At 61.2% G+C, this 25,664-nt stretch carries 21 protein-coding genes and 2 pseudogenes; 12 read left to right on the plus strand and 11 right to left on the minus strand.

What is annotated here, in order from left to right:
* Positions 1-113: 113 nt before the first annotated feature.
* Both LB533_RS17985 and LB533_RS17990 read left to right on the plus strand, forming a co-directional pair.
* Positions 114-1,553 (plus strand): ATPase domain-containing protein, encoded by a 1,440-nt coding sequence (locus LB533_RS17985; protein WP_224677859.1) that lies wholly within the window; start codon positions 114-116, stop codon positions 1,551-1,553.
* A complete protein-coding gene (locus tag LB533_RS17990; RefSeq protein ID WP_224677860.1) occupies positions 1,550-2,602 on the plus strand; it encodes a sensor histidine kinase in 1,053 nt (350 codons plus the stop codon). The genes LB533_RS17985 and LB533_RS17990 overlap by 4 nt, the downstream gene beginning before the upstream one ends.
* Positions 2,603-2,907: 305 nt before the next feature.
* Here the strand turns inward: LB533_RS17990 and LB533_RS17995 are convergent, their stop codons facing one another.
* On the minus strand, positions 2,908-4,146 hold the full coding sequence (locus LB533_RS17995; protein WP_224677861.1) for a metal-dependent hydrolase family protein: 1,239 nt from the start codon (positions 4,144-4,146) through the stop codon (positions 2,908-2,910).
* Between the two features lie 35 nt (positions 4,147-4,181).
* Positions 4,182-4,934, minus strand: a complete 753-nt coding sequence (locus LB533_RS18000) for an SDR family NAD(P)-dependent oxidoreductase (RefSeq protein ID WP_224628808.1) — start codon at positions 4,932-4,934, stop codon at positions 4,182-4,184.
* 253 nt (positions 4,935-5,187) lie between these two features.
* Between LB533_RS18000 and LB533_RS18005 the strand changes: the two genes are divergently transcribed.
* From LB533_RS18005 to LB533_RS18020, 4 genes and pseudogenes are all read left to right on the plus strand, one after another.
* A complete protein-coding gene (locus LB533_RS18005) occupies positions 5,188-6,081 on the plus strand; it encodes a LysR family transcriptional regulator (RefSeq protein ID WP_224677862.1) in 894 nt (297 codons plus the stop codon).
* 191 nt (positions 6,082-6,272) lie between these two features.
* Positions 6,273-7,367 (plus strand): 3-isopropylmalate dehydrogenase, encoded by a 1,095-nt coding sequence (gene leuB / locus LB533_RS18010; protein ID WP_224677863.1) that lies wholly within the window; start codon positions 6,273-6,275, stop codon positions 7,365-7,367.
* Positions 7,368-7,480: 113 nt separating this feature from the next.
* Positions 7,481-8,322 (plus strand): annotated as a pseudogene (locus LB533_RS18015) (fumarylacetoacetate hydrolase family protein).
* A 54-nt stretch (positions 8,323-8,376) separates the two neighbouring features.
* The gene (locus LB533_RS18020; RefSeq protein ID WP_224677864.1) at positions 8,377-8,985 is read left to right on the plus strand and encodes a flavin reductase family protein; all 609 of its coding nucleotides are present in this window, start codon (positions 8,377-8,379) and stop codon (positions 8,983-8,985) included.
* A 63-nt stretch (positions 8,986-9,048) separates the two neighbouring features.
* On the opposite strand, the gene leuD is transcribed toward LB533_RS18020, so the two are convergent.
* The 6 genes from leuD to LB533_RS18050 form a co-directional block, all read right to left on the minus strand.
* Entirely contained in the window at positions 9,049-9,675 is a 627-nt protein-coding gene (leuD, locus tag LB533_RS18025; RefSeq protein WP_224677865.1) for a 3-isopropylmalate dehydratase small subunit, read from the minus strand.
* A 7-nt stretch (positions 9,676-9,682) separates the two neighbouring features.
* Positions 9,683-11,089 (minus strand): 3-isopropylmalate dehydratase large subunit, encoded by a 1,407-nt coding sequence (leuC, locus tag LB533_RS18030; protein ID WP_140643125.1) that lies wholly within the window; start codon positions 11,087-11,089, stop codon positions 9,683-9,685.
* Between the two features lie 386 nt (positions 11,090-11,475).
* Positions 11,476-12,168, minus strand: coding sequence for an ABC transporter ATP-binding protein (locus tag LB533_RS18035; RefSeq protein ID WP_140643123.1), 693 nt, complete (start codon positions 12,166-12,168; stop codon positions 11,476-11,478).
* 2 nt (positions 12,169-12,170) lie between these two features.
* Positions 12,171-12,968 carry an ABC transporter ATP-binding protein gene (locus LB533_RS18040; protein WP_140643121.1) on the minus strand — a complete coding sequence of 266 codons (798 nt, stop codon included), beginning with the start codon at positions 12,966-12,968 and terminating at the stop codon, positions 12,171-12,173.
* Positions 12,961-14,856, minus strand: coding sequence for an ABC transporter permease (locus LB533_RS18045; protein WP_140643119.1), 1,896 nt, complete (start codon positions 14,854-14,856; stop codon positions 12,961-12,963). Before LB533_RS18045 ends, LB533_RS18040 begins: the two co-directional genes overlap by 8 nt.
* A 78-nt stretch (positions 14,857-14,934) precedes the next feature.
* Entirely contained in the window at positions 14,935-16,149 is a 1,215-nt protein-coding gene (locus LB533_RS18050; RefSeq protein WP_181169521.1) for an ABC transporter substrate-binding protein, read from the minus strand.
* A 523-nt stretch (positions 16,150-16,672) separates the two neighbouring features.
* Here LB533_RS18050 and LB533_RS18055 point away from each other — a divergent pair.
* A pseudogene (locus LB533_RS18055) lies at positions 16,673-16,966 on the plus strand (NAD(P)H-dependent oxidoreductase); the annotation flags it as partial.
* Between the two features lie 53 nt (positions 16,967-17,019).
* On the opposite strand, the gene LB533_RS18060 reads toward LB533_RS18055, so the two are convergent.
* The 3 genes from LB533_RS18060 to LB533_RS18070 all read right to left on the minus strand — a co-directional run bounded on the left by LB533_RS18060 (position 17,020) and on the right by LB533_RS18070 (position 20,311).
* Positions 17,020-18,225 carry an ROK family transcriptional regulator gene (locus tag LB533_RS18060; protein WP_224677866.1) on the minus strand — a complete coding sequence of 402 codons (1,206 nt, stop codon included), beginning with the start codon at positions 18,223-18,225 and terminating at the stop codon, positions 17,020-17,022.
* Positions 18,226-18,364: 139 nt separating this feature from the next.
* Positions 18,365-19,387 (minus strand): SIS domain-containing protein, encoded by a 1,023-nt coding sequence (locus LB533_RS18065; protein WP_140643112.1) that lies wholly within the window; start codon positions 19,385-19,387, stop codon positions 18,365-18,367.
* A complete protein-coding gene (locus LB533_RS18070; RefSeq protein WP_224557523.1) occupies positions 19,388-20,311 on the minus strand; it encodes a BadF/BadG/BcrA/BcrD ATPase family protein in 924 nt (307 codons plus the stop codon). It abuts the gene before it with no gap.
* A gap of 152 nt (positions 20,312-20,463) precedes the next feature.
* Between LB533_RS18070 and LB533_RS18075 the strand changes: the two genes are divergently transcribed.
* The 5 genes from LB533_RS18075 to LB533_RS18095 are packed head-to-tail and all read left to right on the plus strand — an operon-like array spanning position 20,464 to position 25,536.
* Positions 20,464-21,714, plus strand: coding sequence for an extracellular solute-binding protein (locus tag LB533_RS18075; RefSeq protein ID WP_140643110.1), 1,251 nt, complete (start codon positions 20,464-20,466; stop codon positions 21,712-21,714).
* Between the two features lies 1 nt (position 21,715).
* Positions 21,716-22,651, plus strand: coding sequence for a carbohydrate ABC transporter permease (locus LB533_RS18080; RefSeq protein WP_140643108.1), 936 nt, complete (start codon positions 21,716-21,718; stop codon positions 22,649-22,651).
* Between the two features lie 5 nt (positions 22,652-22,656).
* A complete protein-coding gene (locus LB533_RS18085; protein ID WP_224557531.1) occupies positions 22,657-23,496 on the plus strand; it encodes a carbohydrate ABC transporter permease in 840 nt (279 codons plus the stop codon).
* 30 nt (positions 23,497-23,526) lie between these two features.
* On the plus strand, positions 23,527-24,459 hold the full coding sequence (locus LB533_RS18090) for a 3-keto-5-aminohexanoate cleavage protein (RefSeq protein ID WP_140643104.1): 933 nt from the start codon (positions 23,527-23,529) through the stop codon (positions 24,457-24,459).
* A 12-nt stretch (positions 24,460-24,471) separates the two neighbouring features.
* Entirely contained in the window at positions 24,472-25,536 is a 1,065-nt protein-coding gene (locus LB533_RS18095; RefSeq protein ID WP_140643102.1) for an ABC transporter ATP-binding protein, read from the plus strand.
* Positions 25,537-25,664 lie beyond the last annotated feature (128 nt).

The raw sequence follows: 25,664 nt of genomic DNA on the forward strand, positions 1-25,664 counted from the left end.
AACCCAAGACGCTTCAGCCAAGCAGCCAACAGTCTGCCCGGTGTCATCGTTCGAACGCATTTGGATGCCCGACGATGGGCTGAGGATTTCCAACCTGGTGGCACGAGGCGGACATGACCGAGCGAAAGAAGCAGCCCGTTGTAACTTCCGGCATTGCTGGTTTGGACGAAATCCTTTGTGGCGGACTGCCAGCTTCAAATTTTTACATCGTGCAGGGCGATCCAGGCGCAGGCAAGACCACGGCGGCTTTGCAATTTCTGCGCGCCGGGGTGGCGGCCGGTGAACGCTGCATTTATGTCAGCCTTTCGCAAACCGCCGCCGAGCTCCAGGCGATCGCTTCTTCACACGGTTGGACGCTCGACGGAATTCGCGTCGAGGAACTGTCAGCTTCCGACACCCTCAGTGGCGCTGCCGATCAGAGCATTTTTCAGACGTCCGATCTTCGACTGGACGAAACGCGCAAGGCGATCGAACGCGCGATCGAAGAACATAAACCCCATCGGCTGGTTTACGACTCTCTTCTTGAAATCCGGCTGATCACCGGCGACACGCCAAGGTTTCGCCGCGAACTGATCGGCTTCAAGGCTTTCCTCGCCAGACGGGGAATCGTGGCGGTTCTGCTTGATACGCAAACCAGTGGGGGCGACCACAACGGCGAGGAGATCGAGGGGATCGCGCACGGCGTCATCCGGTTGGATAAATCGCTCGAGGACTATGGCGCCGTGCGTCGGCGTATCGAAGTCAGCAAGATGCGGGGGGTGCCGTTTGCCGACGGTTATCATGACATGGCCATTCGCGAGGGCGAAGGCATCGTCGTGTTCCCGAGGATTGTGCCCGGTTCGGTCACCGAAGTTGCCAAGCCACAACTGATCAAATCCGGGGTCGACGCCCTCGACGAGATGTTCGGGGGCGGTCAGGAATCAGGAACGATCACGCTCGTGATCGGCCAGTCAGGAACTGGCAAGTCAACGATGTCGTCACTTTACGCGACAGCTGCTCTCCAGCGAGGCGAGAGCGTTGCCCTCTTTCTGTTTGAGGAACGGCTGGAGACCTTCTTTCGCCGGTCCGAGGGCTTGGGGATGGATTTGCGGCAATTTTATAAGGACGGCCAGCTCATCATCCATGATTTCAGCCCGAACGAGATCTCTCCGGGCGAGTTCGGCCAGATCGTGCAGCGGGTGGTCAGCCGCAACAAAACGCGCGTTGTGGTGATCGACAGCTTCACCGGCTATCTGAATTCGCTTCCCCACCGCGAAAAAGCGGTGCTCGACATCCAGTCTCTCCTCAAGCATCTCGCGCGCGCGGACGTACTGACCATGCTCATTGTCGCTCAGCATGGATTGCTCGGACAGAATGTCGGGATCGACGTGGATGTCAGCTTTCTGGGCGACACGGTGCTTCTCCTTCGCATGGCCGAGCATGAAGGCAGGCTGAGACGCAACATCACGGTCGTCAAAAAGCGCCATGGTCCCCACGACCTCGATGTCCGAGAACTCTTCATCGCGAGTTCCGGTGTTTCGGTCGTTGCCTACAATCCTTTGCCTGAGACGTGAGCGACGTCGAGCATAACGGCTTGGGAACACTCGATTGGGTGCTCATTTTAGCACCCTACCGCAAGGACGCCTCCTATACGGCCTCTCTGCTGCAAGAGCGCGGCATTCGGGCTCAAGCGGCCAACACCGCAGATTTAGGGAAGCTGCTGACCGAATCTCCCGGGGTGCTTGTCGTTACGCATGAAGCACTTAATCCGGAGGCTATCGCCACCATCGCCAGGTTTCTTCAAGGCCAACCCAACTGGTCGGAGATTCCCATCATAGTCCTGCTGGACCGACGCGCGCGCCAGTCGGGCATCCAGGCGGCCCTGAGTGCAGCCTGGCCACGTTCACGCCAGATATTCTATCAACGGCCAGTGGCGGCGCTGGAACTGATAAGCGGCATCCAGTCCGCACTCCTTACCAGAGCTCGCCAGCGCGACGTGCGCGATTATCTCGAGCGAGAGACGGAGCTGCGTCACGAGCTCAATCATCGGGTAAAAAACATCCTGGCAACCGTGGTGTCGATCTTTGATATGACGCGACGCGGCGCAATCTCGGCAGACGGCCTCGCAGAAGACTTCAAAGGACGATTGAGAGCCCTGTCGAATGTTCATTCCGCCGTCTTTGCTGCGGGCGGCGAGACGGTGCCTTTGATGGACGTCGCGAACTCAATCCTCGCGCCCTACAGATCCGAGGGACAAAGCAGCATCATCGTTGAAGGACCTGAGCTGCTGCTTTCGCGGGAGGCGGGCACAACCCTCGCTCTCAGCCTTCACGAACTCGCGACTAACGCCATCAAATATGGCGGCTTATCTCAGCCTGAAGGCAGAATCCGATTGGAATGGAAGATCGCCTCGAGCTCGCAACCGACGCTGATTTTGAGATGGACCGAATCGGGGGGGCCGCCGGTGATCGAACCCTTGAGGGTGGGATATGGGACACGATATATGCGCGCCGCATTGACTAACTTGTTTGGAGAACCTCCTGACCTCGTCTTCGCGCCGGAAGGTCTGCGTTTCTCCATTCGCGGTCTCCTTTCCCGCCTTTCTTCGGAACCAACCGAATAGGATGGCGCACCCCTTGGGTGTTGAACGGCGGCTCTGCAATATAGTGCGGCGGCACCGCGATGGCGCTACGAAGTGATCGAGGCATTGCTATCTGGTGACAGTACTGCCCGGAGGATATCAACTTCAGGGTCTCGCGCGCGCTCACCCGTCGTGGCAAGCAAACGATCATCGTCGAACTCCCGAAACGTCTCTTCTCCTTCTTCCGAGAGGCGGCCATCGAGCCGGCCCCCACGATGCGAAAGACGCAGCGGCATTTGCGCCCGTCACCCCAACCACAGCCTCCATCTTGCCAAATCCATCCACTCCTATTTGGGAAGTTCGTTCTTATAGAAAACCCCACCCTTCATGACTGCCTGGAAAGATTTGCCTTCGTCGCCGAGCAGCGAGATGTCCTTAAGCGGATCGCCGTCGATTACGATCATGTCAGCATAAGCACCCGCGGCAATGGTGCCGACCTTGCCGGGCATCAGGCACAATTCAGCCGCGTTAAGGGTGGTCGAGCGTATTACCTCGATGGCCGGCAGCGCCTCTGCGCGGATATTGAATTCCAGGTTCTGGTACGGGTGCAGGAAGCCGAGATGGTCCGAGCCGTGGCAGATCTTCACGCCGGCCTTGTGCATAATCTCCAGCGATTCCGGTCCACGATCGCGCACCCACTTCAGGCGCTCGACGGCACCCGCGTCAAGTCCCAGCCTTTCTGCTTCGATGATCTGCGCCTCGTACGCGCTGATCGTCGGTGTCGAATAGGCTCCCTTCTCGGCCATGATCGCGGCCGTCTCGGGGGTGATCAGCGTACAGTGCTCTATCGATTTGATCCCGCAAGCCAACGCGCGTGCTATCGATTCGTCGGAGTGGGCGTGCACGCAAACATAGGTCTTGGCATTGTCCGCCTCCTCCTGGAAGGCGCGAAGCTCGTCCATCGAATAGGCATTCCATGAGCGTGGCATCCGCAGCTGCGCCGCGCCACCGCCGGCCATCACCTTGATGAACTGCCCTCCCTTGCGGATCTCCTCGCGCGCAGCGCGGCGGCATTCGTCAACGCCGTCGACGATCTTCGACACATTGCCGAGCCGGTTGTTGAAGGTCTCGGCCGAGATCAGTTCGCCCCGCTCGCGCGGGTCGGTATGGCCGCCGGACTGGACAAAGGCCTTGCCGCACATGGTCAGCCTCGGTCCCTCGATCAGACCAGTCTCGAGCGCATGTTTGAAGCCGAGCGTTGCGCCTCCCACATCGCGGATCGTCGTGAAGCCGCGCGTCAGCATGCCCTTGACGATCTTGGCCGCATGCAGCGCAACCAGTTCGTTGGGCATACGCGAACTGGTGGACGGATCTTCAGCCGCCGAATAGACGTGGACGTGGCAATCGATCAGGCCGGGCATTAGCGTCTTGCCCCTTAGGTCGATCCTGATCGCGTTTGTGTCCTTGATCGGCGCGTCGGAAACTTCGTCGATCAGACCTTCCGAAACCCGCACGTGACGGTCGTACTCCCCTTCCTGCGAGGAACCGTCAAGCACGCGCGCGTTTTCGAAAACATATGAATGCATGGGGATCTCCTCTTCGATTGTCTGTTATAGCCGACCTAGTACGTCGCCCGTCCACCCGACAGGTCGAAGACCGCACCGGTGGTGAATGAATTCTCCTCGGTCGCCAGCCAGCAGATCATGGACGCTGCCTCCCTCAGTTCGAGCATGCGCCCGCGCGGGATCTTTCCAAGGATGTAGGCAATGTGTTCGGGCGCCTGGGCCATCGCCCCCGGTGTCTTGGCGACGGCGGGGGTCACGCAGTTAACGGCGATGTTGCGGTCTGCCAACTCCTTACCCAGCGACTTGGTCAGCGCGATCACGCCGGCCTTCATCGACGAATAGGCGACCGCGTTGGGATTGCCTTCCTTGCCGGCGATGGAGCTGAGATTGACGATGCGTCCGTAGCCCTTCTCCATCATGTGCGGCACGATGGTACGGCAGCAGTGGAAGGTGCCATTGAGGCCGACCTGGAACACCTCTGCGAAGGCGTCCGGCGGATACTCCCAGGTCGGCATATTAGGGCCAACGACAGCGGCGTTGTTAATTAGGATGTCGACCCTGCCATAGCGCTTGAGCGTCGCCTTCGCCGCCGCCTCCACCGAGGCAAGCACACCGATATCGGCTTTCAGGCAGTGCACACGGTCGTGCTGTCCCAGTTCGTCAGCGCAGGCGCTCAGCACCGTCTCATCGCGGTCCCAAATGGAGACATGCGCACCCGACTCGAGCATACGCTCAACGACGGCAAAGCCGATACCTTGAGCACCGCCCGTGACGATCGCGGTGCGGCCTTTGAGATCATATTGGTTCATGTATGGATGGATCCTGTCCTTTCCGGTGGCATCCCGGCTTCACCGCATCGGGCAATTTCGTTTTGTGTTTTCTGCCAAACCGGAATACGACCTTATTGGAGACAGGGCGGCCAGCGCGAAGACTTGATTGGGAATGCGTGCGTCGTGATCCGCGATGAGCCCGCGCAACTGAACGGTCGCGATCGTCGGTCCCTTCCTGGCGTGAGGATCGTGAATAGCGGTCGGGCAATCCAAGCATGGAGCTGTGTGACGAGTGCGTTTCGACCTGTTGTCATTGGAATTGTTCGTTGCCGTTTGTGAAGAGCAAAGCATAGCCAAGGCCGCCGATCGCGAACACATAGCTGCGTCGGCAGTCAGCAAGCGCATTTCCGATCTCGAGGTCCGGCTGAAGACTCCGTTGTTCGTGCGCAATTCCAAGGGGCTGGAGCTGACCGCAGCCGCCTATTCGCTGCTGCATCACGCGCGTGTGGTCTTGCGCGATCTGCGCCAGATGGAATCCGAACTGTCCCACCATGCCAGCGGCATGCGCGGCCACGTCCGCGTCCATGCCAGCGTTTCCACGATCATCCAGCACCTGCCGCGCGATCTTGGCGAGTTCCTCGCCCTGCATAACGGCGTGCGCATCGACTTGCAGGAAGGCACCAGCCAGCAGGCCGTCGAGGCAGTGGCGGAGAACGCCGCAGACATAGGCGTGTTCGGCGGCGTTGTGCCGCGCCAAGGCTTGAAGGTCATTCCCTATCGGGTCGACCGCATTGTCGCTCTCGTTCACAAGGACCATCCGCTGGCGGACCGGGCGATCATCAAGTTTGCCGAATTCACGGATTTCGATCTCATCGGACCGATGAAGGGATCCTTCCTCGACTCGCTCGTGCTACGCGCTGCCTCCGAACTCACCCGCTCGTTGCGGATGCCGGTCCGCGTCAACGGTTTCGAAACCGTATTCAGCATGGTCGAAGCCGGGCTGGGCATCGGCCTGGTGCCCGAGAAGTGCGCCGAGCGCTACGTGACCAGCGGCAACACCGTCGCCATCGTCCTTGACGAATCCTGGGCCGAGCGACAGTGGAACCTTTGCGTGCAGGAAAGCCAGACCATGCCGGCGCCCGTGCGCCTGCTGCTCAACCACCTTACCAACAGCGAGAGCCGGTAAGGCGCGCTCATCTCAGCCACCTTCGTCGTCGGAGCGGTGGGCCGGCGGCCGTCGAGGCGCATTCGCCTATGGCGATGGACGGCTTCCGAAGGACGACTTCGAGAATTCTAGCGGCAGACCTATAAGACGCCGGACAGGGCGCGGGCCGTGGTGGATTGCGCTCCTGTGAAATCTATCTGGAGAAACAGGACGTGAAAATCGCGGTACTTCCCGGCGACGGAATCGGCAAGGAGGTGACCGCCGAGGCGGTCAAGGTGTTGCGCGTACTCGCCGGCGAGGGCCTCGCCTTCGAGATGATAGAAGGCGTCATCGGTGACGAAGGCATTCAGACGGTCGGTGATGCGTTGCCGAAAAAAACGCTTGAGCTCTGCCGCGAGGTCGACGCCATTCTGCTTGGCGGCACCGGTGTGCCCGCCGACGAACACCGTCCGCCGGCCGAGGGTGCTGGCAACGGGCTGTTGCGGCTCCGGCGGGCACTGTCGCTTTATGCCAATTTCCGTCCGGTGCTGCTCTATCCCGAATTGCTCGACGCATCCACACTGAAGCCGGAAGTGGTCGAGGGGGTCGATATGTTGATCCTGCGGGAGTTGAATGGAGACCTCTATTTCGGCGAGCCGCGCGGCATCTCGGTCAATTTGGCCGGCGAGCGCGAAGGCATCAATACAATGCGCTACACCGAGAGCGAGATAGAACGTATCGCCCATGTGGGATTTCAGGCGGCGCGGAAGCGCAGCAAAAAGCTGTGCTCTGTCGACAAGTCGAATGTGCTGGAGACAATGATGCTGTGGCGCGAGGTGATGACCCGCGTCGGCAAGGACTATCCGGATGTGGAACTGACACATCTATATGTCGATGCGGCTTCCATGGCGCTGATCCGCAATCCCAGGCAGTTTGACGTCATCGTCACCGGCAATGTCTTCGGCGACATCCTCTCCGATGCCGCGGCGATGCTGGCCGGTTCGATCGGCATGCTGCCGTCGGCCTCGTTGGGTGCGGGGAACAAGGGGCTCTACGAGCCCGTCCACGGCACCGCGCCGGACATTGCCGGCCGTAACATCGCCAATCCGCTTGCGGCAATTCTCTCGGCAGCGCTGATGCTTCGCTATTCCTTCTTCCTGGAACACGAGGCGGCGCGTATCGAGGCGGCAGTCCGCTCGGTGCTTGGCGCCGGCTACCGCACCGCCGACATCATGCGGCCCGGCTGCCGTCAGGTCGCCACCAGCGAAATGGGCGACGCCGTTGTGGAAGCCTTCCAGGCTCAAGCCAGCACGCGGGCGGTCGGCTGAGCTTACCCTATCACGCGCGTCGGGAGGAGGCTGCCCTGCCCGGGCATATCGATTTCACGCTTCCTGACAGACCGAAAATCCCGGGCAGAAATTCAACTGGAGTGGGACACGCGATGAAATTGCTGCGTTATGGCGAGCCGGACGCGGAAAAGCCCGGCATTCTCGACAGCGATGGCCGGATTCGCGACCTTTCCGGTCATGTCGCCGACATTGCCGGCCGGACGCTGTTTCCCGAGGGGCTCGATGCGCTGCGCACCCTCGATATGGCAACCCTCCCGGTCGTCGGCGGCAATCCGCTCGTCGGTCCTTGTGTTGCCGGCACCGGCAAATTCATCTGCATCGGGCTGAACTACTTCGACCACGCGGAAGAAACCGGCGCTGCGGTGCCGCCTGAGCCGATCATCTCATGAAGGCGACGTCGGCGATCATCGGGCCGTGTGACCGGGTCGAGATTCCGCGCGGTTCCGAGAAGACCGACTGGGAAGTCGAACTCGGCGTCATCATCGGCAAGATGGCGACGTATGTCTCCGAAGACAACGCGATGGACCATGTCGCCGGCTATTGCGTGGTCAACGATCTGTCAGAACGCGCCTTCCAGGCCGAACGACAAGGCCGGTGGACGAAGGGCATGTCAGCCGACACTTTCGGCCCGATCGGTCCATGGCTGGTCACAGCCGACGAGATCTCCGACCCGCAAGCCCTGAAAATGCATCTCGAGGTCCAGGGCAAACGCTTTCAGCACGGTTCGACGGCGACCATGGTCTACGGCGTGCGCTACCTGGTTTCCTATCTGTCACAGTTCATGAGCCTTCGTCCCGGCGACATCATCTCCACCGGCACGCCGCCCGGCGTCGGGCTCGGCCAGAATCCCAATGTCTTCCTCAAGGCTGGCGACATTATTACCTTGGGCATCGAGGGCCTTGGCGAACAGCGACAGGAATGCATACAGCCGTAGCGGACCCGGCGAACGGACGCCGAGACCGCCGATTTCGAACCTACCGGAGCAGGCATGCATTTCAATTTTTCCGACCTGAAGCCCATCGAGCGGTACAAGCTCCTGTCCTCCACCATCACGCCCCGTCCGATCGCCTGGGTTTCCACCATCAGCGAAACCGGCGAGCGCAATGCCGCGCCGTTCTCCTTCTTCAATGTCTTCGGTGAGGAGCCGCCGGTGGTCGGATTCTCGATCAACGACCGGACGCCGGGTGACCGCAAGGACACCGGCCGTAACGTCCGTGCCACCGGCGAATTTGTCGTCAACCTGGTCGATGAGGACCGGTTGCAGGCGATGAACGCCACAGCGACCGAATACGGCCCGGGCATCGATGAATTCAGCGCCTCGGGACTGACCTCCAGCCCGTCGCTGTCGATCGGCGCGCCACGGATCGTAGAAAGCCCGGTATCCTTCGAGTGCAAGCTGATGCAGATCGTCGAGCTCGGCCCGTACCGGTCCCTGATCCTCGGCCTCGTGCAAGTCATGCATATCCGCGACGATTTGCTGATCGATTCGGAACGATTCTATGTCGACACAGAGAAGATGCGCATCGTCGGACGCATGCAGGGTAACGGCTACATCATTTCCGACGACATTTTCGACGTCGCCCGCCTGCTGCCCTGAGCCGGACCACCGTTCAGGTTTTGGATATGGGACGCGGCCGGCAACGCCGCTCGGCTCTTGGGATTATTTGACTGGAGAGCCGAGATTGAGCCATGGCACCGCTTCCGCCGAGGCTTTCTCATGATTTTCGATCGCCGGAAGTTCCGCCAGCGTATCGTCGATAAAATCGTTGCCCTTGAGCAGCCGATCGCGGTCGGAATCTGAAATCTCGAACGGCACTGTGCCGAGCCGTCGATTCCTGAGCTCACGCCTTTCCAGGTCTACGGTGAAGTGCGCCTCCTGCGGGTTGGCGGCCGCGCGCAGGCATTCTGCCAACGCCTCTTCGCTGATGGTCGCGGGAACAATGCCGTTGTTGATGCAGTTCGCCTTGAAGATATCGGCGAACATGGAAGAGATCAGGCAGCGTATGCCGAACGATTTCAATGCCCAGGGCGCGTGCTCGCGCGACGAGCCGGAGCCGAAATTGCGGCCGGCGATGAGGATCGTCGCCTCGTCGTAGGGTTCCTTGTTGAGTATGAAATCCGGATTCGGCGTGCCGTCCGATCTGTAACGCAGGCTGTGGAACAGGAACGGTGCCATCGCGTTGCGATCCGGCTTACGCAGGAATTGCTGGGGATAGATCAGGTCCGTGTTGACGTCGGACATCGGAAAGGGCGCGGCGATGCCGCTGTGCCCGGAGATCGGTTCCATGTTTGCCTCAGATCAGTTCGCGCACATCTGTTAGGTGGCCCGTGACCGCCGCGGCGGCGGCCATGGCTGGGCTCATGAGATGCGTGCGCGCCCCGCGCCCCTGTCGCCCTTCGAAATTGCGGTTCGATGTCGAAGCGCAGCGTTCGCCGGGCTTCAGCCGCTCGCCGTTCATCGCCAGACACATCGAGCAGCCGGGCTCGCGCCAGTCGAAACCGGCCTCGATGAATATCCGGTCGAGACCCTCCTGCTCCGCCTGCTCCTTGACCGACCCCGAGCCGGGCACGATCCAGGCGCTCGTGCCATCGGCCACCTTGCGCCCCCGCACCACGGCGGCCGCGTCACGCAAATCCTCGATGCGGCCGTTGGTGCATGAGCCGATGAAGACGTGGTCGATGCGGATGTCGGTCAGCGCCTGCCTGGGCTGCAGGCCCATATAGTCGAGCGCCCCCTGGGTACTGGCCCGCTCGCTCTCGCTATCGCAGGACGATGGATCTGGGACCTTGCCGACGATCGGCAGCGATTGACCGGGGTTGGTGCCCCAGGTGACGAAAGGTATCACGTCGGCCCCGGCGATTTCGACATCCGTGTCGAAGATCGCGTCCGGATCGGATTTCAGTGAGCGCCAGCATTCCGCCGCCCGCTTCCACATGTCGCCCTTCGGGGCGTATTTGCGCCCCTCCAGATAGGCAATGGTCTTCTCGTCGGGTGCCACCATGCCGGCGCGCGCACCGCCCTCGATCGACATGTTGCACAGCGTCATGCGCTGTTCCATGGTCAGCGCCCGAACCGCCTCGCCCTGGTATTCTATGACGTGGCCGGTGCCGCCCGACACGCCGATCGTGTGCAGGATCGACAGGATCAGGTCCTTCGCCGTGGCGCCGCGGGGAAGCTCGCCCTTCACGTTGACACGCATCGACTTGGACTTGCGCTGCACGATGGTCTGTGTCGCCAGCACATGCTCGACTTCGGAGATGCCGATGCCGAAAGCGAGTGCCCCGAAGGCGCCGTGGGTGGAGGTGTGGCTGTCGCCGCACACAAGCAGCGCGCCAGGCAGCACAAAGCCAAGTTCCGGCCCGATCACGTGGACGATGCCCTGGCTGCGGTTGCCGACCGAATAGACGTCGATGCCGGCCTCGCGGCAATAGGCCTCGATGTCCTGCACCATCTTGCGGGCGTCCTCGTCCTCATAGGCGATCCCATTGACGCGGGGAGTCGTGGGGACGACGTGGTCGGCAACGCCGATGGTCAGGTCGGGGCGATGCACCTTGCGCCCGTGCGTACGTAGGCCTGAAAACGCGTAGGTCGCGACACCTTCGTGAACCAGATGCCGGTCGACGAACAGAATGGCCCTGTTGTCGCTCAGCGGCTTGACGACATGTGCATCCCAGATTTTTTCATACAGTGTCTTCGCCATGGTAACCTCTTCGCGACGGCGCCTGGCTGCACACGTCGCGGACGCTCGCTGGACGGCGCTTGCGGCTGGACACCAGACGCTCGTCGCCGGCGAGTTCCCCGCAGGTAGCAGGCCACCAGCAATCTAGAAGTCGGCTCAGACGTCTTGAAGGCTCATTTCGACATGCGTCCGTCGCGAACCACGATGCAGATCACGTTATCGCCCAGTCGATCGTGCCGGCCCAATCGCCTCGGTAAGTCAGCAAGTTGGCCGGATGGGTTCGCTCTCTCCGGCCCCATGAAACGCATAGCGCCGGCATTGCCCTGGTAAGGCTCCCAGCGACCTTGGAAGATTGGTCCCAAGGTCAATTCGGGCGCGGCTTTTCAATGGGAAATCCGACGAAGCTGTCAAACGCCAAGATGATCGAGCAGGCTTTGTTCCTCGTCGGCCATCTGGAGCTTCGTCAGTTCCTTCAGGATTTTCCCGTTCTCGATCACGTAGTACCTGTCCGCGACCTCGGCCGCGAACTGAAGATTCTGCTCTACGAGCAGAATTGTCAGCCCGGTCGACTTGACATCCTTGATGATCGCGCCGATCGCATCGACGATCACCGGGGCGAGGCCCTCTGTCGGCTCGTCAAGCAGCAGGAACGACGCGCCCATGTAAAGAGGGCGCGCTATCGCCAACATCTGCTTCTCTCCTCCGGAGAGCGACGCCGCCTTTTGCGAGCGCCGGGCCTCGAGGATTGGAAAATGCCGGTAGATCCGCTCGAGCGGCCATCCCATGCTTCCATGTGGCCGACCGATCGTCAGGTTCTCGTAGACGTTCAACGTCGAGAATATGCCGCGGTCCTCCGGCACGAAGCCGATCCCCGTCCTGCAGATTCGCTCGGGTGAAAGGTCGATAATTTCCGAACCGTCGAAATGGATGCTCCCCGTTCGGCGCGGTATATCGCCGATGATGGATTTCAGCAGAGTGGTCTTGCCGGCGCCGTTGCGACCCACCAGCGTAACGACCTCGCCCGCTTCGACGGACAGTTCGACGCCCTGCAATATATGGCTTTCGCCATAATAGGCATCGAAATTTCTTATCTCCAGCATGCTCAATGGCGTTTTCCCAGGTAGGCTTCGATCACGCGGGTGTCTTTGCGCACGTCGTCATAGCGCCCGCGAGCGAGGAGAGCGCCCTGTTGCAGCACGATGATTTCGTCGGCGACGTCGGCGATAACTCCAAGGTTGTGCTCCACGACGATGATCGTGCGCTCGGCTGACAGCTGAGCGATCAGCTCGGTCGTGCGGGACACGTCCGTGGTCGTCATTCCGGCAGTCGGCTCGTCGAGAAGAAGGATCTTCGGGTGTGCCGCCAGTGATATCGCGAGTTCCAGAGCCCGCTTGCGACCGTAGGGAAGATCACTCGCCGGCCGCCCGCGCAGAGATGGCGGAATGCCGACCTGATCCAGCAAGGCGTTCGCTTCAGGTCTGTGATTGTCGTGCCAGTCGGCCTTCGCGAATGCCTTTATGCCTCCATCCGCCCGCTGCTGCACCGACAGGACGACATTGTCGATGACCGTCAAGTTGGGAAAGATGCTGGTAATCTGGAAACTTCGCACGATCCCGCGCCTGGCAAACTGCTCGGAACGAAAAGGCGTCATGTCTTCACCGTTGAACAGCAGACGGCCACGCCTGGGTCGATAGAAACCGCTCAGGATATTGAACAGGGTCGTCTTGCCGGCGCCGTTCGGCCCGATGATCCCGTAAACCGGCTTCTTCTCGAACGTCAGGCTGATGTCGTTGATGGCTGTGAAGCCACCAAAGCTCATTGTGACAGATTGCAATTCGAGCAGGGGCATGTCCGTCGGCCCCACCCCGCGCACGGAGCTACTAACGCCAGGATCAGGCATCGGCCACGTCTCCGGTTGCTACGATGCGCTTCGGTTTTTCCGCCATATCGGATGAAGCGGCGCGGTCGACCGAATGATGCACGAGTTCGCCCAGTATCCCGCGCCGGAACAGCAGCACGACGGCCACGAACAGAAGGCCGAGGAACAGGCTGCCGTTGTCTGTGATCGACGACAGCGTGTTGCGCATGAGCAAGACGATGCTGCTGCCGAGAAACGGGCCGAAGATGGTGCCGGCACCGCCGAGAAGCGTCATCATGATAGGCTCGCCCGAGGCGCGCCATCCGACCATCTCAAGCGTGACGAATTGATGGTTGAGGGCATAGAGGCCACCACCGATCGAGCACACCAGGGCCGAAGACACATACGCCTTCACCCTCAAGCCGTAGACGCTGTAGCCGACACTCGTCATGCGCTGCTCGTTCTCGCGGGCGCCGAGAAGCGCAAGGCCGAAAGGCGACTTGAGAAGCCGGAGGATGGCGTAGATCACCACCACTGCGGCGGCCAGGCAAAAATAATAGAAGATCCGGTCGTTCTTGAGATCCAAACCCAACAGGGTCGGGCGAACAAGTCCGTGCAGCCCGTCCTCGCCGCCCGTGTAGTCGGGGAACTGATTGACGACGAAATAGACGATCGACGCGAACGCAAAGGTGATCATGGAGAAATAGATCCCCTTCTTCCTTGCGACGACGAAGCCGAAAAGCAGGCTGACGATCGTACTCAGGACGACACCGCAAAGCAGCGACAGCACCATCGGAACCCCGAACTTGACCATCAGGATCCCGGTGACATAGGCGGAGGTGCCCCAATAGGCGGCCTGTCCGAACGAGAGCAGCCCGCCGAACGCGAACAGCAGATCGAAGCCGAGCGCAAACAGTCCCCAAAGAACGATGTCGGTCGCAAGGACCGGATAGACCAGCCAGGGAAGCACAAGGGCCGCCGCCAAGGCGATGAGAGCGGCAGGCCGACTAAGGAACACACGCCGGGCACGCTCGGTCATGGGCGTGTAATGCAGTGCGAAATGCGAGATGTCGATGCCTTGGAAAATCCCGCCGGGACGCACCAGAAGCACGCCGAGCATGAGGATGTATATGACCGCGGAGGCCGCCGGCGCGTAGAAGATCGCCGCGATGGCCGAGACTAGGCCCGACGCAAAGCCCATGATCGCCGATCCGGCGATCGAGCCCATTCCGCCCGCGACGACCACGGCGAAGACGAAATTGATCATCTCCTGTCCCATGAACGGCGACACGTTGCGCATCGGGGCGGAAAGCGCTCCCGCCAGTCCTGCCAGGGCGGAGGCGAAGAAGAACGTGCCGGAAACAAGAAGGGGCACGTTGCCGCCGAAGCATTTGAGGAGATTGGGCCGCTCCGACGCCGCCCTGATCAGCGCGCCCAGGCGCGTCCGTTCAAGCGCGAAATACGTGCCCACGCACAGAACGATCGACACCACGACGACGAAGAGACGGTACTTCGGATACGAGGCGAAGCCGAGGCTCACGGCGCCCTTGAGTAGGTCCGGCACAAGGTACGGTGCCGACGTTACGCCGTAGAATATCCGAACGACGTCCTCGATGATGAGCGAGAGACCAAAGGTCAGGATCAGGATGTAAGCGAGATCCAGGCCATAAAGACGGCGGATGAGCAGGCGCTCCATAAGCACGCCGAACAATCCGACCAGAACAGCCGAGATAAGAAAGCCCAGCCAAAGCGAAACACCGAGATGCGACCCCAGAATCACCGCGATGATTGCGCCCAGCATGAACATGGCGCCATGCATGAAATTGACCACGCGCATCATGCCGAAGATGATGCTCATTCCCAGGCTCATCAACGCCAGGACGCCTCCCGTCACAAGTCCGTTGAAGAGCAAAATCGCATAATAGGACATTAGCCGGCCTCGGTTGCGTTACGGATGAATGCGCCCCGCCTTCGGTGGTAAGCCGACGGCGGACCACATGTTCTTCCGTTACCAATCGTGCTTGCAGGTGCTTTCTGCTTCCGGGTAATATGCTTCGCCGCCTGGAACCGATCCGACGATGTTGAAGAAGTCGCTGTCCTTCTTGACCTCCGACGCGGGCTTGACCTGGCCGATGAAGGTACGCTTCACCACAAGGTGGTCGCGTTTGCGCATGAGCGCGTCCTTCGTGAACATGTCGCTGAAACGCCGGCCTTCGAGGGCCTCCGTCACCTTGTCGGGATCATCCGTGCCGATGTCCTGGACGGTCTTCAGTACTTGATAAACGGCGGAATAGTTGCCCGCGTGTATGTCACCAGGATAGAAGTTCAGCTTATCGTGGAAACGTTTCGCGAATTTTCGGGCTTCGTCGTCTAGATCCCAATACCAGATCAGAGCGGCGTTCACGCCGGCCCAGGTGTCGGGCCCGAGAGCCTTGACATCGGACAGGTTCAACTGCCCTGGAACGATCTTAATGCCGGCATCCATCAAGCCGAATTCCCGAGCCTGCTTCACCGCGTTGCGCAGATCCTGCCCAGACTCGAGTATGCCGATAGCCTCGGCGCCGGCCGCCTGCGCCTTGAGAAGATAGCTCGAGAAATCATCGTTCGGAAACGGCACCATGTCCACGCCGACGATCTCACCACCATTCTCCTTGACGGCCTTGGAGAATGAATCCAGCAGCGACTTTCCGAAGGCAAAGTCGGCCGTGATAAAATACCACTTTTTTGTGCCGTCCTTGGTCATTTGCTTGACCGGCGCCGACATGGCCGAGGTATCGTACCCGTAGTGCCAAGTGTATTTGCCGCAGGCTTCATTGGTTAGCGCCGTGGTGCCCGGGCTGACAAAGGTCGTCAGAATGTGCCTTTCGTTGGCCAGCTTGGCTATGGCGATGGCGGCAGCGGAACTCGACACGTCGGTTATGAGATTCACACCCTGCGAGTCTATAATTTCGCGCGCCTTGTTAACCGAGAGTGCCGGATCAAGCTTGTTGTCAACGACGATGACGTTGATCGGCACGCCATTGACCTTTCCGCCGAAGTCGTCGACAGCCATCTTCGCAAATTCGACGTCACCGGGACCAGATGTCTCCGAATAGACCGACGAAAGATCGGTCAACATCAGAATATTAAACTGCTTGCTCTTCATCTGGGCGGACGCCGGGACAACACCGGCGGCAGCGGCAGCCACCAGAAGACCAGCGGCGGCCAATGATTTTATCTGCATTTCAACTCCTCCTCCTTGGAAATGGGCATCCCCAGCCGTGAGCCACTCCAGTGACCTCATCTTATTGTCATCCAGTTTCTAGCGGCAACGGAAGCAACGGGAGAAGTCGCATATGGGCAGCACGTCATCGCGTTTGGAGATGCACCGTACGGTGCCCATCGCATCGCCGTGACAAGTTCTGCAACATCAGCGGTAGAACCTCCAAATAATTTGCACGTGCGCTGAGCGTTGCCGCGTTTCGCTGCTCGCGGCGACCCTCCGATGGCCTAGCCACACTGGCAGGCGGGCCGTGGCCGTATGTAGTTTTGCGGGCCGACCCGGCGGCAGGCCGCGTGACGGATCATTGGAATCCACTCGCTAGGACGTGGAGCAGAAAGTGACGGATAAGCTCCTGGACATGACTCGAGAGGAGGCTACGCCACCAAGCGTGAAGGGAGCGAAGAAGGAGTGGGTTCCGTAGCGATAGCGCTTGTAAACGCCGCGACCGGCATCTAAACGCCGGCCGATGCCCCGCATCCTGGGCCGGGCTGAAGCGATGGGCGTTTCCAACGCCGTGCTGGACGAGTTGTTTGCCGCCGAAACAGTGATCCTGGCCACCGGCTTCATCAACTTCAACATCTCCTCGACGCTGAAGTTCTGGGTCGATCACTTCGCCCGTTCCGGCAAAAGTTTTGCGTTGGCGACGACGGCCACAAGGCCTCGTCATCCACCTCGAAGGCGTCGCCCAGGAACCTGAGGCGGTCACCGAAGCATTCGCCAAGCGACCGCCAAGGTCGACGCAGTGGTGGCCAGCCAGCAGGTTGCTGCGGCTGCGTAAACCACCGACCATCCGATCTCGAAAGGCAGGCGCTCCGCGCCTGCCTTTTTTCATCAAGTATCCCTTGCGTCCGCCTGCAACCCGGACAACGGCGGCAGCACGACAGCCGGATGCCGGCCTTCGCGTAGCATCAGTCCGAGGCTGTAGTCGACGGCCAGTTTCACCGCCCCCAGCGCCGTGCCGCCATCTTCAAGCGAACTGACGGCGATCCGTGTGGGCCATGCAAGTTCCGCTGCCACGTTTCTAACGCTTTCCGTCATCAGCGGGTTTCTGCCGACGCCGCCGCCAAGCACGATCAAGCCGGGGTCAAGCATGCCGATGCAGCCGGCCGCCAGCCTGCCGATATCGGCGGCATGACGCTCGACGGCCATCATAGCCGGCTGTGAACCTTCAAGCGCGCGCGCGAACAGACCCTTCGCCGAGTCCGGCGGCGGACCGTCCCCTGTGGGCCAGTCGACACGGCAGCGCTCGATCAGCGCCCGCGAGCCGAGATAATGTTCGAGCCCCTCACGATAGGGCGTTTCGTTGGCTGACCACGGAAACGGCATGCGGCCAATTTCGCCGGCCGCACCCCCGGCGCCGCGAAATAAGCGTCCCTCGGTGATGAAGCCGAGCCCGACCCGCACGCCAACCTGCAGGAAGGCGAAGGTCTGGTGGCCTTGCGCGGCGCCAAAATGCATTTCGCCGATGGCCGCGCAATTAACGTTGTTCTCCAGGATGATCGGCACCTCGATGCTACGGCGCAGCAGGCCAAGCACGGCCGCCGGCCCACCGGGGCGGTCGAAACGATCGTTGGAGACAATGCGTGGCACCGCCACGGCAATGGCGCGCAGCGCGCGAAAACTCTTGCCGACCTTGGCCATTGTGGCATGCGCCACCGACAGGACGATGGCGCCGACCTCGTCGGCATCGCCGGCCTTGGCTTCTGGAATCGGTTCTTCTGCCGACGCCAGCTTCTGTGTGTCCATCGAATAGGCAATCGCCCGCACCTGGGCGGCGCCGACATCGACGCCGATCGCGTAGCCCGCACCCGGGCCGATGCCGTAGATCGTCGCCGTGCGGCCAATGGCGCCGCGTTCCAGACCGCGCGAGGCAACGAGGCCGAGCGCGCTCAGTTCCGACACGGCGGCCGACATGGTCGGCTTCGACAGGTCGAGCATGGCGCCGAGCTTCGGCCGCGTGACCGGCCCATGCGCGGCGAGCACGCGCAGCACGGCTCGGGCGCTGTCGGTCAGATTGGGGATTTCCGCAGCCGCCATCTCAGCCGTTCGACCTTTGCCCTGGAATCCTGTCTTGGGTCGGTGCAGCCAATACGCCGCCACGACTCAAAGTCGCATCCCGTCCTCAATGCCCCATTGACGACCGGTTTGGCAATTTCCCCGATGTCCGCAAAGGATGTCAGACTTCCGTCGGCGACCATGGCTTCAGCTTGGTATCGGTCTGCCGGTAACGGAAAACGATGTCGGTCAGGCCGGCAGCGTCCTGCATGTCGCCGACGACAAGCTGGATGGCGATGATCTCCAGAATGGCATCGGCGATGTTATTGCCAAGGGCCGGGATGGAAATCACCACCAGCCTGCCGGTCGAAACGACATCCATACGCCGCGTGATCAGCACCGATGAGCAGCCGAAGCCGGCGACATCCTGCGCGATCTTCACCTCACGGCCATCGCCGATGGCGATCAATCCCGTCGCCGCATCCTGCGATTCCATCGGTCCATGCAGATAGTTAAGCGTATCCCATCCGGATGCCGGCACGCGGACCGCCTCGCGGATCAGCATCGCCGCCTCGCCGGCATTGGCGAAGCCGACGTTGGCGCCGACGATATCGATCGACGTTCTGCCCTGCAGCAGCCGTGCCGCCTGGCCGGCAACGTGTTCCGCACCGGAGAGGAGGGTGGTGACCGCGCCGGGCAAACGCGACCAGTCGAAGCTGTTGCCGGCAAGCCGGTCGATCAACATGCCAAGCCCAAGCAAGGTTCCGGTATAGCCGGTCGAGCTGGCGCCATTGTCGTCGCCCGAATCCGTGGCAAGAACGGCACCGATCAAATCAGCCAGCGGATTGTCGCTGCCACGGCAGACTGCCAGGCGTGGCGACGCGGATGCCTCGTGCATGACATCGAAAATTTCACGGCTCTGCCCGGAGGCCGACAACGCGATAAAGGCATCGGCGGCCACATCCGTGCAGCCATAGAGATCTGTCGGCGTATATGCGAAGGCCCTTATGCCGGAGGCGCGCAGATAAAGCGCGCCGGCCAGCGCCGCCTGGTAGCTGGCGCCAATGCCGGCAAGCCCGATCGTCTTGCCGGCAAAGGCTTGGAGGTCGAGGCCTTCGAGAGCCGCGGCGACTGAGCGCCTGCCGATCTCGAGGCTTTCCGTCTGGCGCGCCACCGCCTGGCGATAGCCAATACGCTTCATCATTCAAACAGCTCCAATGTGTGAGGATAGCCCTTGGTCGACGAGCAGCCGCCGGGCCAGGGCGACGCCGCCGAGCACCGGCGGCTCGCGCAGCAGCAAAATCTGGCTCGACGGCGACACTTTCGCCATGGCCTCGACGAATGCCGTCATCAACATCGGCTGCTCCGAGATGACACCGCCGCCGGCCACGACCAGGGCAGGATCGGCGCCGCGTTCGATCAACAGTTCGACCAGCGCGGCAAGTCCTGCCCCACCTTCCCTGATAACGCGGATGGCCAGAGCCGATCCTGCGATGGCCGCGCCGAACACGGCATTGGCATAGCGCCCCCAGACCGCGGCACCGCGCGTTTCGTTGAGCAGGATGCCGAGCTTGGTCTGGTCGTCGGTATTGAGTTCGCGCATCAGTGCGGCAATCAGCGGGTCACCATCCTCGCCCCTGTCGAGGCTGTGGCGGATCGCCTTGGCGGCTTCGCGTACCAAGGCCGGCGCACTGCCCTCATCGCCGAGGATCCAGCCCCAGCCGCCCGCCGCCAGCATCTTGCCTTGGGCCGTGCGCGCCACCGCGATGGAACCTGTGCCGGCGACGACGCCGATGCCGTCGGCATGGCCGGCGGCGGGCACCATCAGTTCGGCATCGTTGACCACCTGCACCGCGCCGCCGGTCCTGCTCGCCAGCAGCGCCTCGAAGCGCAGGCATTGTTCACCCGTATCGCAGCCATGCGCGCCGACCGCCAGCGCGGCGGGCGAGACGCCACCACACAACCCGGCAACGATGTCGGCGAGCCTCGTGGCATCGGTCTCCATCTGGCGAATACGCCAACTCTCCGTCACCAGCACCTCGTCGGCGATCGTGCGCTCACCCAGGCACGCCATGATGCGCGTCTTGGTGCCGCCTATATCCACGCCTGCAATGATTTTCTCAGCCACCGATATCCACCGCGCATGCCGGACGAAGCGGGCTGCCGCGTCCGATTTCGTATTAGTTAGGAAACTTTACAAACTATCTTTGCAGACGGCAAGAACTATGATTTGATAATCGTCGTAAAAAGCGCATCAAGCGCGATTGGGAGATTGCAAACATGAGCAGGAGAAGGATTGGTCTGGGCCTCGCGGCCGCTTCTTTCGCATGGGGATTGGCAGCCGGCGTGGCGCATGCAACCGACATCTCGTTCTGGACCTGGCGCCAGGAAGACAAGGCCGCCTACAACGAACTTTTCGCCGATTTCACCAAGGAGAACCCGGACATCCATGTGAAGTTCGAGTCGTTCCCGGATGAGAACTATCCGACCATCGTCTCGACGGCGCTGGCCGCCGGCAAGGGCGGCGACGTCATCCATACCCACGCCTACGGCTGGCTCGAGCAGTTCGTGAAAGCAGGCTATTTCGAGCCGCAGGATCTGACCACAGTTCCTTCACTCGCCAACCAGCCCGCCGATGCGCTGGTGGCCGGCACCTACCGCGCCGACAAGAAGGTCTATTCCCTGCCCTTCGCTTCGCAGACGCTTGGCCTGTTCATCAACAAGGACGTCTTTGCCAAGGCTGGGCTGACCCCGCCGACCACATGGGACGAGTTCATAACCGTCAGCAAGGCGCTGAAGGACAAGGGCATCTATCCCCTGGCCAACGGCATGGGCACAAGCTGGTTCAACGAGATGTTCGTCGCCATCTTCACCAACCCGTTCCTCGGCCAGGACTTTGTCACAGACCTGACGTCGGGCAAGACTACTTTCAAGGACCCACGCTACGTCGCGGCACTCGGCAAGCTGCTCGAATTGCGCGACTACATGCCTCCTGGATTCGAAGGCATCGATTACGACACCGCTGGCCAGCTGTTCATCAGCGGTAAAGCGGCGATGCTGGCCGGCGGCAGCTTCGACATCGCCAGCTACCGGACCCAGAACCCGGCCATCAACATGGACTTCGTCGCCCCGCCGATGGCCAAGGCCGGCGACGTGCCTGAGGTGACCAAATTCTTCGACGGGGGTTATGCCGTCAACGCCAAGTCGGCCAACAAGGAGGCCGCGCTCAAGCTGGTCACCTGGATGGGCACCAAGGAGTTCGGCGACAAGTTCTCGGCATTGCTCGGCAACATCTCGCCGATCAAGGGCGTGGTCATCAAGGACGAGCTGCTGGCCCACGTCGCCAAGTTGAACGAGACCGCCATGCCGCATATCAATGTCGTCTACTTCCGTTTCGAGAAGCCGACGGGATCGGAGCTGCTGCAGGGCGACATCACCAAGATGATGTCGGGTTCGATCACCCCGGACCAACTGGCCGCCGACCTGACCGACGGCCTTGCCAAATGGTACAAACCTTTCCAGGGCAAGTGAAATGAACAGCGGCCGGCGCCACACCACAAAAGCCTTTCCCTGGCGCCGGTCACTCTGGATCGCGTCCCTGCTGACACCGGCCCTGGTGGTCATGGTACTCTTCGTGCTGTGGCCGCTGCTCTCAGCCTTCCGCCTTGCCTTTTATGAGTTCAACGGCCTGCAGCCGACCGGATTCATCGGCTTCGAAAACTTCCGCAAGGTGCTGTTCGAACAGCCTTATAGCGGCTGGACCTACAATGCGCTGAAACACAACATCATCGCCTTCGTGGCCCTGATGGTGTTCGAGAACGGCACCGCCTTCCTGCTTGCCTACGCATTGCTGAAGGCGTTGCCCGGCCACCGCATCCACCAGGTCATCGTCTTTCTGCCTGTCGTGCTGTCGGCCGTCATCGTCGGCTTCCTGTGGAAACTGTTCCTGCATCCGCTGTTTGGTCTGGTCAACCAGACACTGGCGCTTGTCGGCATCGGCGCCATCCCGTGGCTCGGTAATGAAAACACCGCGCTGGGCAGCATCCTGTTCGCCAATGTCTGGCACTGGCTCGGCTTCCCGACGCTGGTGTTGCTCGCCGGCATGCAGCGCGTGGGCAGGGAGGTGATCGAGGCCGCCCGCCTCGACGGCGCAGGCGATTATGTGCTGATGACGCGCATCATTTGGCCGCTCATTGCGCCGAGCGTCACCATCGTCACCATCCTGACCTTCATCGGCAGCTTCAACTGGTTCGAAATCCCCTATGTGATGGCCGGCCTCACCGGTTCGCCCGGCGGCGCGACGGATGTCCTCGGCCTCTATTTCTACCGCACGGCCTTTGGCTCGACGACAACAGGCATCCAGGATTTCGGCCAGGGCAGCGCGCTGGCGGTGATGATGTTCATCATCGTTGCCGGCGTCACCGCAATCGCGCTTCGCTATCTGCGCCGTCGCGAGATCGAACTGTGAGCGCAATGGTCGGCACCCGGGAACCCGGCGAGTTGTTGAAGAACGGCGGCATCCAGCTGATGCTGGCGATCAACGCTGTCATCATGATCTATCCGCTGTTCGTTATGGTGATGTCGTCCTTCAAGACCAATGCCGAGATCTTCAGCTCGCCCTTCGCCCTGCCGGCGCACTTTTCGCTGGCCAATGCCGAGCGTGTGTGGAGCGAAACCAATTTCGTCCGCTACCTCGCCAATTCCCTCGGCATCACCATGGCCGCGGTAGCACTGATCCTTCTGTTCAGCACCATGGCCGCCTATGCCATCGCCCGCTATCAATTCAGGTTGAGCGCACTGGCGCTGATGTTCTTCCTCAGCGGCATGACCGTGCCGCTGAAACTGGCGATCATTCCATTGTTCATCCAGCTGGATTCGCTTGGCCTGGTCGACAGCTATGCCGGCCTGGTGCTGGTCTATGTTGCCATGGGTATTCCCTCCGCGGTGTTCATCATGACCGGCTTTCTCAGAACCTTGCCGCGCGAACTGGAGGAGTCGGCGCGCATGGACGGTGCCAGCGAATTTCGCATCATGCGCTCGATCATGCTGCCGCTGGCGCGCCCGGCGCTGGTCATCGTCGCAATCCAGAATGCGGTGCCGATCTGGAACGATTTCTTCTTTCCGCTGGTGCTGATCACGTCGGACAATCTCAAGACGCTGCCGCAGGGCCTCACGGTCTTCGTCGGCGAATTCACCACCGATTGGGGCGTGCTGTTCACCGGGCTGACGCTGGCGGCCCTGCCGATCACCTTGCTCTATATCGTGCTGTCGAAGCAGTTCATCTCAGGCATCACGCAAGGTGCGGTGAAATAAGGCGCGATCAAAGGACGAGGATATTTTCAAGTGGCGAACCAGAACAAGATCATCATCACCTGCGCGGTCACCGGCTCGATCCATACGCCATCGATGTCGCCGTATCTGCCGGTGAGCGCGCAAGAGATCGCCGACGCCGCGATCGGGGCGGCGGAGGCTGGTGCAGCCATCGTCCACCTGCATGCGCGTAATCCCGTCAACGGCCGGCCCGACCAGTCGACCGAAGCCTTTGCACCCTTCCTGAAAGTGATCAAGCAGCGCTCCAACTGCGTCATCAACATCACCACCGGCGGAGCTGCGACGATGACCGTCGAGGAGCGGGTCAAGCCGGCAGCCACCTTCGCGCCGGAAGTCGCCTCGCTGAACATGGGCTCGATGAATTTCGGGCTCTATCCGATGCTTGAGCGCTTCAAGACCTTCGAGCATGATTGGGAGCGCCCCTATCTCGAAGGCTCCCGCGACCGTATCTTTCGCAACACCTTTGGTGACATCGAGCATATCCTGCGCACCTGTGCGGAAAACGGCACGCGTTTCGAGATCGAGTGTTACGACATCGGCCATCTCTATACGCTTGCCCATTTCGTCGAACGCGGCCTGGTCAAGGCGCCGTTCTTCGTCCAGAGCGTGTTTGGCATCCTGGGCGGCATCGGCACCCATCCGGAGGACATCGCGCATATGAAGCGCACCGCCGACCGCTTGTTCGGCAATGACTATCATTGGTCCGTGCTGGGCGCCGGGCGCAGCCAGTTGCCGATCGCCACCCAGGCCATCGCGCTGGGCGGCAATGTGCGCGTCGGGCTGGAGGACTCGCTCTGGATCGGCAAGGGCCAGCTGGCAAAATCCAACGCCGAGCAGGTGAAGAAGGTGCGCCAGATCATCGAGGGGTTCGGCGCCTCGGTGGCCACCCCTGACGAGGCGCGGCAGATCTTGCAGCTCAAGGGCGGCGACACGGTTTCTTTCTAGGGGAAAACACCAATGAGCGCGGTCACCATATTGGGTGTCGAGAAGGCCTATGGCAAGGCGCGGGTCATCCACGGCGTGTCAGTGGATATCGCGTCGGGTGAATTCGTCATCCTGGTCGGTCCGTCCGGTTGCGGCAAGTCGACCCTGCTAAGGATGATCGCCGGCCTCGAAGACATCAGCACCGGCGAGATCGCGCTCGACGGCAAGGTCATCAACGACGTCGCCCCAAAATCCCGCGATATCGCCATGGTATTCCAGAACTATGCGCTCTACCCGCATATGACGGTCCGCGAGAACATGGCTTTCGCGCTGACGCTGAAGAAGACCGACAAGGGCGAGATCGACGCCAAGATCGTGCGCGCCGCAACGATCCTTGGACTGCAAGATTTGCTGGAGCGCTATCCGCGCCAGCTTTCCGGCGGCCAGCGCCAGCGCGTCGCCATGGGGCGCGCCATCGTGCGCGACCCGAAAGTCTTCCTGTTCGACGAGCCCCTCTCCAACCTCGACGCCAAGCTACGGGTGCAGATGCGGTCCGAGGTCAAGGCGCTGCACCAGCGCCTGGGAACCACCATCGTCTACGTCACCCACGACCAGGTCGAGGCCATGACCATGGCCGATAAGATCGTTGTCATGAATGGCGGTGTCGTCGAACAGGTCGGCGCCCCGCTCGACCTCTACGACCAGCCGGCCAATCTGTTCGTTGCACAGTTCATCGGCTCGCCGTCGATGAACATCCTGCAAGGCAGCACCACAGCCGATGGGTTTACCGCCAGCGACGGCACGGTCTTTCCTTTACCGCTATCGGGAAAGACGGAAAGTGCTCTCGCCTGGGGCATCCGGCCCGAACATCTCAGGCTAGCCGACAGCGGTGTGCCGGCCGTGGTCGAAGTGGTCGAACCGACAGGTGCGGAAACCCTTGTCATGGCCAAGGCCGGCGACAACACGCTAAGCGCACTGCTGCGCGAACGGATTCGTGTAGCGCCAGGTCAGCTTGTTTTCCTGGCGCCGGACCTGACCCAACTCCATCTGTTCAATGCCCAGGGTGGGCGTATCCCGTCCACGGTCCAACAGACATAGCCGCGCGCGCCGGCTTTGATTGGACGCCATCCGATGAAATTGACCTGCCACCGCACTTTTTCCAGTGCGCTGAGATGGTCCGGATGGTCGACGCGACTGAGAAGGGCGTGGTCATCTCTTCGCCGCGA

Origin of the sequence: Mesorhizobium sp. BR1-1-13 (genome assembly GCF_020165515.1) — a bacterium.
In the GTDB taxonomy this organism is placed as follows: domain Bacteria; phylum Pseudomonadota; class Alphaproteobacteria; order Rhizobiales; family Rhizobiaceae; genus Mesorhizobium.